The organism is Candidatus Levibacter sp. Uisw_134_01, assembly GCF_047717795.1.
GTDB lineage: Bacteria > Pseudomonadota > Alphaproteobacteria > Puniceispirillales > Marisalimonadaceae > Marisalimonas.
In genome coordinates, this window is the sequence record NZ_CP159808.1 from 956958 (window position 1) to 968899 (window position 11942).

Annotated in this window: 12 protein-coding genes; 4 read left to right on the forward strand and 8 right to left on the reverse strand. The window is 31.5% G+C overall.

The features are described from left to right. The first annotated feature begins 10 nt into the window (after positions 1-10). Together ABXT66_RS05045 and ABXT66_RS05050 are read left to right on the forward strand one after the other, a co-directional pair. Positions 11-1765: an AMP-dependent synthetase/ligase gene (locus tag ABXT66_RS05045; RefSeq protein ID WP_443644570.1), complete on the forward strand. Its 1755-nt coding sequence runs from the start codon at positions 11-13 to the stop codon at positions 1763-1765. Positions 1766-1777: 12 nt separating this feature from the next. Continuing rightward, a complete protein-coding gene (locus tag ABXT66_RS05050; RefSeq protein WP_443644571.1) occupies positions 1778-2728 on the forward strand; it encodes a DMT family transporter in 951 nt (316 codons plus the stop codon). On the opposite strand, the gene ABXT66_RS05055 is transcribed toward ABXT66_RS05050, so the two are convergent. Genes ABXT66_RS05055 through ABXT66_RS05085 form a run of 7 tightly spaced genes read right to left on the reverse strand, consistent with a single transcriptional unit; the run spans position 2725 to position 10484 of the window. Further along, positions 2725-4011 (reverse strand): ATP-dependent DNA helicase, encoded by a 1287-nt coding sequence (locus tag ABXT66_RS05055; RefSeq protein ID WP_443644572.1) that lies wholly within the window; start codon positions 4009-4011, stop codon positions 2725-2727. The genes ABXT66_RS05050 and ABXT66_RS05055 overlap by 4 nt on opposite strands. A gap of 8 nt (positions 4012-4019) precedes the next feature. Further along, on the reverse strand, positions 4020-4517 hold the full coding sequence (locus ABXT66_RS05060; protein ID WP_443644573.1) for a gluconokinase: 498 nt from the start codon (positions 4515-4517) through the stop codon (positions 4020-4022). Then, the gene (locus ABXT66_RS05065) at positions 4514-5893 is read right to left on the reverse strand and encodes an NAD(P)-binding domain-containing protein (protein WP_443644574.1); all 1380 of its coding nucleotides are present in this window, start codon (positions 5891-5893) and stop codon (positions 4514-4516) included. The genes ABXT66_RS05060 and ABXT66_RS05065 overlap by 4 nt, the downstream gene beginning before the upstream one ends. A 24-nt stretch (positions 5894-5917) precedes the next feature. Continuing rightward, positions 5918-6865: a DMT family transporter gene (locus ABXT66_RS05070; RefSeq protein ID WP_443644575.1), complete on the reverse strand. Its 948-nt coding sequence runs from the start codon at positions 6863-6865 to the stop codon at positions 5918-5920. Positions 6866-6894: 29 nt separating this feature from the next. After that, entirely contained in the window at positions 6895-9132 is a 2238-nt protein-coding gene (locus tag ABXT66_RS05075) for a xanthine dehydrogenase family protein molybdopterin-binding subunit (protein WP_443644576.1), read from the reverse strand. Next, on the reverse strand, positions 9132-9611 hold the full coding sequence (locus ABXT66_RS05080) for a (2Fe-2S)-binding protein (protein ID WP_443644577.1): 480 nt from the start codon (positions 9609-9611) through the stop codon (positions 9132-9134). The genes ABXT66_RS05075 and ABXT66_RS05080 overlap by 1 nt, the downstream gene beginning before the upstream one ends. A gap of 3 nt (positions 9612-9614) precedes the next feature. After that, a complete protein-coding gene (locus tag ABXT66_RS05085; protein ID WP_443644578.1) occupies positions 9615-10484 on the reverse strand; it encodes an FAD binding domain-containing protein in 870 nt (289 codons plus the stop codon). A 113-nt stretch (positions 10485-10597) separates the two neighbouring features. On the opposite strand from ABXT66_RS05085, the gene ABXT66_RS05090 reads away from it, so the two are divergent. Both ABXT66_RS05090 and ABXT66_RS05095 read left to right on the forward strand, forming a co-directional pair. Next, on the forward strand, positions 10598-11482 hold the full coding sequence (locus tag ABXT66_RS05090) for a DMT family transporter (RefSeq protein ID WP_443644579.1): 885 nt from the start codon (positions 10598-10600) through the stop codon (positions 11480-11482). A 30-nt stretch (positions 11483-11512) separates the two neighbouring features. Next, positions 11513-11713 carry a hypothetical protein gene (locus tag ABXT66_RS05095; RefSeq protein WP_443644580.1) on the forward strand — a complete coding sequence of 67 codons (201 nt, stop codon included), beginning with the start codon at positions 11513-11515 and terminating at the stop codon, positions 11711-11713. Positions 11714-11725: 12 nt separating this feature from the next. On the opposite strand, the gene nqrM is transcribed toward ABXT66_RS05095, so the two are convergent. Beyond that, a complete protein-coding gene (gene nqrM / locus ABXT66_RS05100) occupies positions 11726-11935 on the reverse strand; it encodes a (Na+)-NQR maturation NqrM (protein WP_443644581.1) in 210 nt (69 codons plus the stop codon). Positions 11936-11942: the final 7 nt, after the last annotated feature.

Consider the following 11942-nt stretch of genomic DNA (forward strand, 5'->3'; position numbering starts at 1 on the left):
TGGTTGTCCTATGAATACATTACCGTCTTTGTTTTTTAAAAATACTTCAATTTATCAAAATAAAACACTCTTCGGTTTCAAAGATGGTAAGAGTTGGAAGTCAATATCTTGGAACAAAAGTAGTGATTTCGTTCAAAACATAGCTTTGGGACTTCATGAAATTGGGGTTAAGAAAAGTGATAAAATTACATTAATAGCTGAAAATAGTTATAAATGGTGCATTGTTGATTTATCTATTATGTCTTTAGGTGCAATAACTGTTCCTGGTTACATAACAAGTAATGAAGAAGAAATATTTTATCTTTTATCACATTCAGATTCATCATTTGTATTTGTTAATTCAACGTTGCTTCCAGTTATTTTAAAAATTTTACCAAAATTGAAAAAAATTAAGTATGTTATTAATATAGATGATAACTCAAAAGATGATTTGAAAAAAAATTCTCAACTCTACAATTACAATCAATTACTTGAAATGGGTAATAAAAGCAATTTACATGATAAATTCTTAGAAACTTTTGTGAATAAGATTAATCAAGATGATGTCGTTTCTTTAATATATACCTCTGGTACAAGCAGTAACCCAAAAGCTGTAATGTTGACTAATAAATCAACTATTTCAAATTTATTAGGTGCGTATGAATTGGTGAAAGATATTGATATTAAAGAACATCGTTTTTTGTCAATTATTCCTCTATCGCATGCTTATGAGCATACGGCCGGTTTTTTATTACCTGTTTATATAGGTGCAGAAATTTACTTTAATGATAACAGAGATAAAATTGTTAATGATTTGCAGTCTGTAAGGCCAACATTAATGATAGCTGTTCCAAGGTTGTATGAGGTTCTTTTTAAAAAGATTAACAATCAATTGTTAACCCAAAATAAATTAGCCCAAAAGCTATTTTTTAAAACTATAGAATTAGGCACTAAAGACTTTCAATGCTCTAAACTTACTTTTTTTGAAAAAATAACTAATAATTTATTAGATTTAATAATTAGAAAAAAAATCAAGAAAAAATTTGGAGGTCAATTACAGGCTTTCATTTCAGGAGGGGCTGCTCTTAACAATCAAGTAGGTTTGTTTTTTCAATCCTTAGGGATTAATATTCTTCAAGGTTATGGTCAAACTGAATGTTCTCCTTTAATTTCATGTAACCCTATGAATTCAATAAAAATAGATACTGTTGGGCCTGTTATTAAAGGTCTTGAAGTTAAAATTTCAGAGCAAAAAGAAATACTTGTGAAAGGTAATTCAGTGATGAAAGGTTATTGGAAAGACCAAAAGAGTACTAATAAAGTAATTGTTAATGGTTGGCTACACACTGGTGATTTAGGAGAATTAGATAAAGATAATTATATTAAAATCACTGGCAGAATTAATGAAATGATTGTGAGTTCAGGAGGAGATAATATAGCACCAGTTCCTATTGAAAACTTATTGTTAGCCTACGATGAAATTGAGCAAGTTATGGTTTATGGACATAATAGACCATTTTTGACAGCTATTATAGTTCCAAATGAGAATTTAATTAATGACGTTTCTAAAAACATAGTTAAAGATTATTCAATATTTCAAGCTATAGTTAATAAGGTAAATAAACAATTATCTCAAAGTAAAAAAATAAGAAAATTTTTATTAACTGATAAAAGTTTTAACATTGAGAATAATGAATTGACACCAACATTAAAAATTAAAAGACGTATAGTTTCTGCTAACTATGCAGAGCAATTGGACAAATTATATAAAAAATCTTTTTTTTAATGGTTAAATAAATTGAAATTTGATTTTTTAACATCCCAGGTAGATGACAATCCAATTGCAGCTCTTTGCATGATTGTTTTTGGGGTTATAATATTGTCTCTTCAAGATGGTCTAATTAAATATATGGCTACTGACACAAGTTTTTGGCAGTTTCAATTTATAAGATCCATTAGTAACATTGTTTTACTCTTATTGATTGCAAAACTTACAATTGGGTTGCACTCATTATTTCCTATAAATTGGAAACCTGTTTATTTTAGAGCATTTATGATGACTTCTTGTATGTTCTGTTTTTTTTCTGCATCGCCTAGCTTAAGTTTGGCGCAAATGGCTGCAGGACTTTATACTTACCCTATATTTGTATCTATTTTAGCTGTAATAGTTTTAAAGGAAACAATTAAATTCTGGAGAATTTCTGCTTTAATTTTAGGGTGTTTGGGAGCATTTTTAATATTAGAACCGTGGTCTGAACATTTTATAATTTTACAATTACTCCCAATTATGGCGGGCTTTTTTTTCGCTTGTAATATTGTTTTAATTAGAAAGTATTGTAGAAAAGAGACAGTTATATCACTTACTTTAGCTGTTGGTGTTATGTTTTTTATATCAGCATGTTTGGGAATAATTATTTTTGAGTTTTTATATCATAGCGAATTCTTAAGAGTGCAGGCGCCTTTTGTTTTTATTGGTTGGCCAAAATTAACTTTAATTATTTTATTTTTTTCTATTTCCTGCTCTTTTTTAAATGTAATAGGCAATATTTTATTAGCAAAAGCATATCAAACAGCAGAAAGCAGCTGGTTAGCACCAATTGATTACTCATATTTAATATTTGCTGCAATTTGGGGTAAATTATTATTTGATATTTGGCCAACATACCTAAATATAATTGGCATAAGTTTTATAGCTGTATCAGGTATGTTAATTGCTTGGAGAGAACGTATTAAAAACTTTAATAATTAAGCAAGATAATCTTGTACATTTTTATTAAAAATTATATCAGACATTCTTATTTCTCTAGTTAAAAATAACCCTTCTAAAGAAACTACTCTGCTCAGTGCAACATAAGTCTGGCCATGAGCAAATGAACCAGTATCTAAATCTAGAATTACGTTTTCAAATGTTTGCCCTTGACTTTTATGTATAGTTACAGCCCAAGCTAACTTAATAGGATACTGTGTAAAAGTGGCTGTTACCTCGTGAACAACCTTATCGTCTTTAATAAGATAATTAAATTTTTCCCAGGTATCTTGAATTATTTTATGTGTTTTATTTTTAATTTTTAAGTGGATATTATCTTTGCTTAATTCAGTTACCACTCCAATGGAACCATTTACCCATCTTTTAGGTGATTTAGTATCATTTTTAATTAACATGACTTGAGCGCCAACTTTTAATTGGAGCGTCACGTCTGCGGGTTTCTCTTTGAAGTCTCCTGTTTCAGATGACGAGTAAGAAAAAGTTTTTTGATTAATGTTTTCAAGATTATGTCTGTTAATTCCATCAACTTTTCTATTAGTTGGAGATAAAATAATTGTTTCTAAAGGAATATTAGAATTATTGTTAATTACTCTATTATTAAGTATTGAAAGATCATGTTCATTTACATTACCTATTCGTATCTTATTTAAAACATCTAAAAACTGTATATCTTTTTGTCTAAAAACCTTTTTTAACTCATATTTTTTAATATTACTGATTTGGTAACAATTAGAATGAAAAAAGTAATGGCCAAAAGGGTAAAAATTATCAAAAATTTCTTGCTCATTTTCTCTTACTACTGGAGGCAGTTGATGAATATCTCCCAATAGAATGATTTGAACTCCACCAAATGGCTGTTCATTATTTCTATTAAATCTTAAGGATTGATCTATGCCGTCAAGAACATCAGACCTGATCATTGAGCATTCATCTATAAGTATTGTTTCAACATTATTAATTACTTTTCCTCTTAATTTTTGTATCTTTTCATTTATCAATATTCTTGGTGGAAATAAGAAGAATGAATGGATGGTTTTACCTTTAGCTTTAATTGCAGAAATACCAGTTGAAGCTAAAATTACAAAATTTTTTGAAGAGTTAATTCTAAAATATTCCAAAAGAGTGGTTTTACCAGAACCAGCTTTACCAGTAATAAACATATTTTCTTTAGAGTATTCCATTTTATGAAAAATATCTTTGAATTCATCCTTGAATTCAATATTTTCAGGTAAATCACTGTAATTAATATAATTTTTATTTATCATATTTAAATTCAATAAAAAAATTCTTGTTTTTTAATTATTTGATTTACTATTTGATCTGGGTTTAAATTCTTTTTAAAAATAATAGAGTTTTCTGGTTCTTCTAAAATTGAAAACTGACTATCAATAAGGCTGTCTGGCATAAAATGATCTTTTCTATTATTAATTCTAAATTTAGCTGTATCTTTATCAATTTTTAAATAAATTAAATGATAATTTTTGACTCCCAGCATCAGCCTGTATTTTTCTTTTAAAGCTGAGCATGCTACAACAAGATTCTGTAAATTTTTTCTTTTAGAAATTTCTTCTTTAATTTTTTTAAGCCAGTCATGCCGGTCTGCGTCGTTTAAGGGTTTGCCAGTACTCATTTTAGCGATATTTTCTTTACTATGAAAATTGTCAGCCTCAATAAAATAAGCATCTAATTTTTTTGATAATTTTTCTGCAACTGTAGTCTTTCCTGAACCAGCAACACCCATTATCAAAAAAGTAAAATATTTTCTTTTCATAATTCAGTCCAATATGGTTTAACAATTTCACTACTATTCTTGTGCTTTAAAGGATGTAGACCAAAATAACTTCTTTGTAATTGAATTGTTTCGCCGATTTTGTGATTAGAAAAAACTAAGTCATAATATGCTAAGTTAGAGGATAATACAGGCGACGGTATTCCTTTTTTAATTGCTAAAGAACAAAAATCTCTAATGTGATCTATGTTGGGGCATTTTTGATTAATTAATTTATATAAAAATTTATAATCTAAATTTTTATTAATATTAAATTGATGTGAGATAAGTTTAAGGTATTCGCCTTGTAAAATGCAACCTGCACTCCAAGCCTTAAATACATCTTGTAAATCAAAATTAAAAAAATCAAATTTATTAGATGCTTTTATAATTTCTAATCCTTGGAATAGTGAGCAAGCAAAATTAAAGAAAATAATTTCATCTAATTTAACATCATTTACTTTTGAACTATGTTTAAGGTCTTCATCTGATAAATTATTTTCTGTAGCATAATTAAAAAATTGAGAGCTGGACCTTGCAGATAAGGCTGCGTATATAGATGGAACACTTACGCCTAGTTCTAAAGCTGCATTAATTGTCCAAACACCAGTTCCATTTTGTCCAATATGATTATCTACATCATCTATAAAATATTTATTATCTTCGTTCTTTGCATTTAGCACTTTAGAGGTTATTTCTAAAAGAAAGGATGAGCTTGATGTTTTTAAAACTTCGTTAAGTTTTTTTGTCTGCTCATCATAACTTATATTAAAACCTTTATTTAGAATAAAGCTTATTTCAGATAGAGCTTCCATTAATGCATACTCAATACCATTATGTATTAATTTAACAAAATGACCAGAACCTGCAGACCCAAAATAACAGCACGCATTTTCCTCACCATTTTTGGCTGAAATTGCATTAAAAATATGACTAGTTTTTATCCACGCATTTTCTGTTCCTCCTGCCATAATAGCAGGCCCATTTCTGGCTCCTCTAGGCCCCCCTGAAACACCAATTCCTAAAAAACTTATATTTTTATCAAGTAATCTATTATGTCTTTCAATAGACTTTAAATATAGTGAGTTACCTAGATCAGCTAAAATATCTTCCGGTTTCATGAATTCAATTATTTGATCTATGCATTCATCAATTTTATCAGCTGGTAAACTTAGCATAATTATTCTGGGACTAGGTACTTCATATGTAAGTTGCTTCAAAGATTTAACTAAAGATAAGTTTTGAATTCTATCATGTTTGATTTTCTCAATTATGTTTAAATTTTTTTCATAAGCATAAATTTTAAAACCTTTTGAGGTAATGTTTTTTGCTAAATTATATCCCATTGACCCAAGTCCAATAAGCCCAATATTAATCAATTCATTAAATCCTTATTTTTTACTTCATTTGACATGTATTTTTATTATTCTAGAAATTGGAGTGTAAAAAATTTCTACAATAACAAAGCTAGTAATTACAAAGATAGCGATTAACTGATTAATAGTTATCTTGTCATCTAATATAAAAAAAGCTAAGCATAATGCAATTACTGGCTTTAAGAAAAAAAGATAATTACCTCGAGTTACATCAGGTATCTTAGAAAGTCCCCATAACCATAATATGAAAGCTATACAAGTATTCCAAACACCAAGAGTTATAATTGACAAGTATTCAAGGCTTGATCTGTCAAACAAATCTAGTGGGTTAACCCAAATACCCCAAATCAATCCAATTGAAGGATAAAGTGCAAAAAAGCCAAGAACAAATGTATATGTTGTCATTCTTACAGGACCATATTCATTGACATAAGGTTTAACTAATACAAGATAGATTGAACCAATTAGTGCACATCCTATTGATAAATATATTCCAATTAAGTTGTTTTTATTACCGCTTAATTGCTCTAAATATCCATCGGTTAATAAAAAAACACATCCTAAAAAAGCTCCAATACCACTTATAATTTTTGGAGTTGTTATTCTGGTTTTTTCAACAATTCTAGCCACAAAAACAACGCCAATTGGCATTATTGTAACCATTGTTGCTACTTGAACAACAGTTGCAAAGTCTAATGCCCAATGGAATAAAAATTGGCCAAATGCCATACCAAAAATTGAAAGTAAAATAATAGGGAAGGGACTTTTTCTGAGAGGTTCTATCAAGTTCCTTGAATTGGGTATAAATATACATAAAAATAAAAGCGCAAGTCCACCTAAACCAAATCTCCATACAGATACCTCAACCCCAGAAATACCAGATAGTTTTACAAAAAATTCAGAGCTAGCGTGACCACAAACTCCAAGGAGAGCTGATATATAAGCTAAAATTATAATTTTATTATCTTTTAACATTAAATTAGATAATAAAATTATAAATCACTTTAATTTCCTTCAATAATTTTCAATACTTTTGGCGGTGACATAGGTAAGCTATAAGACCTTTTACCTATAGCTTGATAAACAGCATTAGATATAGCGGCTAAGGGAGGTACTAATGGCACTTCACCAACACCACGAACACCTTGAGGATGTTTAGGGTTAGGCACTTCAATAATAACGGTATCTAACATTGGTAAATCAGAGCACACTGGCATTCTGTAATCTAGAAAACCTGTATTATCTAAATGTCCGTCTTTATTATAAATATACTCTTCACTTAAAGCCCAACCAATTCCTTGAGCGCAACCACCTTGAAGTTGACCTTCAACATAGTCAGGATGAATGGCTTTGCCTACATCTTGAATTGATGTGTATCTTTTAACTCTAACTATACCTAAATCCATATCCACTTCTACATCACAAATATGTGTAGCAAAGCCACCCTCAGCGCCCTCAGTATTAACTTGGTAGCCAGCTCCTATGGGACCTCCAGTTGCAGTTGCTTTGTCAGCTATTTCTGCTAATGTTAGAGGAGCAAATTTACCTGCGTTATCACCTGCAGGACGAGCTTCACCATTTTCCCATTCAATAGCATCTTCGTCAATACCCCAAATTTTAGCTGCTCTTTGTTTTAATTGATTAATTACTATCTGAGCAGATTCGGTAACTACCATAGCAGAAGCAAATAAAACTCTACTGCCTCCTGTTAAATTGCTGTATCCAATGGTAGCGGTGTCTCCAATAAGAACTGAAACTCTGTCATGATGTATGCCAAGTAGTTCTGCTGTAATATTAGCAATTGAAGCTCTTGATCCACCAATATCTGGATGACCAGTAGTAACAACAACATTTCCATCTTCAGTTATATTAAGTTGTGCACTTGACTCACCGCCTGCATTAAACCAAAAACCACTCGCAACACCTCTACCCTGATGCTTTCCAAGGGGTGCTTTATAGTGTGGATGATTAATAGCAGCATCCAATGTCTCTATATAACCCATTTTAGGAAATACAGGTCCATGAACAGCTTTTGTGCCTTCTTTTGCAGCGTTAATTTTTCTTAATTCAAGAGGGCACATTTTTAATGCTTCTGCTATCTCATCTAGCACACACTCAACACCATAAGCGCCAATAGGGGCTCCAGGAGCCCTGTAAGCCGCTACTTTACTTCTATTTGAAACAACATCATAGCCAAATGTATGGGCATTTGGAATGTCGTATGGAGCTAAAGAGCAACCAGCAGCGCCTCTTATAGGAGAGCCAGGAAAAGCACCGGCTTGTAAATAATAAATACCCTGAGCAGCTACTATTTTTCCATCATTTGTAGCGCCGATTTTAATTGTGCTTTTTGACCCCGAAGTAGGCCCAGATGCTCTCATAGTATCTTCTCTGTTCATTACAATCTTTACAGGGCGACCGGTTTTTTGAGATAGTACCGTTGCAAGTGGTTCCAGATATACTATTGTTTTACCACCAAATCCTCCTCCAATTTCAGCAGGAATAGCTCTAATATTACTTTGCGGAATACCTGTTAAGAATGACGTCATAGCTCTAACCATAAATTGTCCTTGGCTTGAACTCCAAATAGTAGCTCTTCCATCAGCTGCAACGCTTACAAGACATGAATGTGTCTCAAGGTAACCTTGATGAACAGCTTCTGTTTTAAAATCTTTTTCAATAATTACGTCTGCTTTTGCAAACCCTTCTTCTATGTCACCTTTTTTATGTTCCAAAGTTCCGGCGATATTTGATGGTTTCCCATTAAACTGGATGTGATCATGAAGAATAGGAGCATCATCCTTGATGGCATCTTCAATATCTATGGCCCAAGGCAAAATTTCATACTCGACTTCAATCAAATCACATGCTTTTTCAGCTATTGCTTCAGTTGTTGCTGCAACAGCCGCTAGAGGGTGACCATGAAATAATACTTTGTCTCTTGCCATGACATTTCTACACATCCAGCGCATATCTTGGATACCAAGGATTACGGGTGTGTCTAATGGAAAGTCTACTATATCTTTAGAAGTAATAACTGACTTGACTCCTGCTAGAGCTTCAGCCTTTTTTGTATTAATAGATATTATTTTTGCATGAGGGTGAGGGCTTCTTAATACATGTCCCCATATCATTCCAGGCATAGTAGTGTCAGATGAATATTGAGCACGTCCTGTGACTTTTTCTGCACCATCTGGTCTTACTGTGTTTTTACCAATCCACTTATTATTAATTTCGTTCATTATGCGCTCTCCTTCATATCATCGGCTACTTCAAGTACAGCTTTTACAATTTTATCATAACCTGTGCATCTACATAAGTTGCCGGCCAACCAAAATCTAACTTCTGTCTCAGTAGGTGTTGGATTGTGGTCAAGTAATGCCTTAGAAGCCATTAAAAAACCTGGAGTACATATTCCGCATTGAAGAGCAGCTTTTTCTAAAAACTTTTGCTGTAGAGCATGAAGTTTTCCACCTTCAGACATTCCTTCAATTGTTTCTAATTTACTGCCTTCGGCTTCCGCGGCAAGCATTAAGCATGAGCATACAAGCTCTCCATCTAAGATTATACTGCACGACCCACAGTCACCGGAGCCACAACTTTCTTTAGAACCTGTTAGATCTAATTGGTTTCGTAGAACATTTAACATTGTATCATGTGGTTCACATAAATACTCAACTGACTCATTATTTATATTTGTAGAAACTTGAATTTTAGACATTTTTTAATTTCCTTTAATTCTATCTATAGCAATTAACACTGATCTTTTTAGTAAAACACCTGCAACTTTAGTGCGGTAATCTATGGTACCTCTTTTGTCGTTAATAGGATTGCAAGCTTTAATACAAAGATTAGCAACTTTATCAAGTATATCTGAGTTTAGATCTGTTCCTATCATTATGTCTGATGCGTCTTTGATGAGAAGTGGAGTTGGGGCAACTGCTCCAAGTGAAACTCTCGCAGCTGTACAAACATTATTTTCCAATGTAATATTTACTCCACAACCAACAACCGCTATGTCCATTTCAGTTCTTGGCGTCATCCTCAAGTAAGCATCAGAGGAATTTATTTCACGTTTAGGAAATTTAAGGCTTACAAGCATTTCACCATTTTCTAGTACAGTTTTACCAGGCCCTTTATGGAAGTTTTCAATAGGTATTTCTTTTTTTCCATCTGGTCCAGCTATTATGGCTATACAACCTGCAGCAATTAGAGCAGGAACGCTGTCACCAGCAGGTGATCCGTTGCAGAGATTTCCGCCTAATGAAGCTCTTCCTTGAATTTGTTCAGAGCCAATCAGTCTAAAAGCCTCAATCACGCCAGGCCAAAGTTTAGTGAATTTATTATTTCGATTTAAATTAGCACCTGATACAGAAGCGCCAACTACAAATTCATTGTCACTAACTTCTTTAATAGTATTAAGTTCAACAATTTTTTTTATATCAATAACCAATTTAGGTTTTTTAATGCCGCTTTTTATCTGAACTAACAAATCTGTTCCTCCAGCCAGAAATCTAGCAGAGCCATTAGCTTTTGAGTGTGCAGTTACAGCTTCATCAATTGTTTTTGCAGCAAGGTATTGTGTTTCTGACATTTTTACTCCTAGGTAGGTGGATTTAATATTAAAAAAAAGATTACTTTAGTTTGATACCAGTTTAATGTATCCAACACAATATTTATAATAATCATTATGGCTACACTTTTTCAATGAAAATTTTTTATAATGCGCATTTTTTATTAACCTTTACTTCATTATTTTGGGCTTTTAATACAATAGCAGGAAGAGCTGCTGTTGGTGAAGTTTCACCTTTGTTAATTGTAAGTGTTCGATGGTTTTTTGTTTCTCTCATTTTGACTGTTATTTGCAGAAAAGAATTAATAAATTCATGGATTACTTTAAGAAAAAGACTTAAATGGTTAATAATAATGGGTTTATTTGGTTTTACTGGTTTTAATTCATCGTATTATATTGCGGCCCATGACACCATTGCCATTAACTTAGGTATTGTTCAAGGTACAATGCCAGCCTTTATAATAATTATTGCAAGAATATGGCTGAAAGAAGAAATAAAATTAATACATCTCTGCGGAGTTCTAATCACTTTTATTGCAGTCTTATTAGTTGTAAGCGCAGGAGATTTTAAAAGCTTACTAAGTTTTATGCTAAATAAGGGTGATGTTATTATGATTTTAGCATGTACATTATATGCAGTATACGCAGTTGGGTTGAGGAAAAAGCCAAAAATAGGGGCATTAACATTACTAACTTTTTTTTCTTATGTAGCTTTTTTAGGGTCTATCCCAGGGCTTTTATACGAAACCTTATCTGGTAATATTATTCCTCCTAGTAACAAAGGAATTATAATTTTAGCTGTAATTATAATTTTTCCTTCATTTTTAGCCCAAATTTTCTTTATGAAAGGTGTAGAAAAAATAGGTCCTGCTAGATCAGGTTTATATACCAATCTTGTTCCAGTATTTAGTTCTTTGTTAGCAGTTGTATTTTTAGGTGAGGTATTTAAAATTTATCATTTAATATCACTTGCTTTAATTTTTGTTGGAATATATTTGTTTGAATATAAACAAAAATAGCTATAGAATATACAATTTGAGGTTTTTAAGTTGCTTTCTAACATTTCATACACTTCCCTTGAGGGTGTGTTTTTGCTTGTTTTAATGATTTTTTTTGGAAAAGCGTTTAGAGAAAACTGGAAAATGAAAAATACTGTTGTATATAATTCTTGGTTGTTTAAGTCTTGGGTTTTTGGCTTGTTATCTTCAATATCTTTTTTTATTATAGTTTTAGTGCCAATGAAAAATTAATTTCATCTTAAGTTATGTTTGTAAATTTTTGCACTTAAGTTGATTAACTAAAGGATTATTAGGGTCAATATCTTTGTTACAAATAGAGCACTTATCAGAACCTGAAATTGCGTTCAATCCTCCACAGCTTCCTTTAATATTTTTTCCCATTAGCATAACACCAAGTGACATGATTGCTATTATTACGAGAAGTAATAAGAATGTTACAAAGAAAGTTTCCATATTAAAA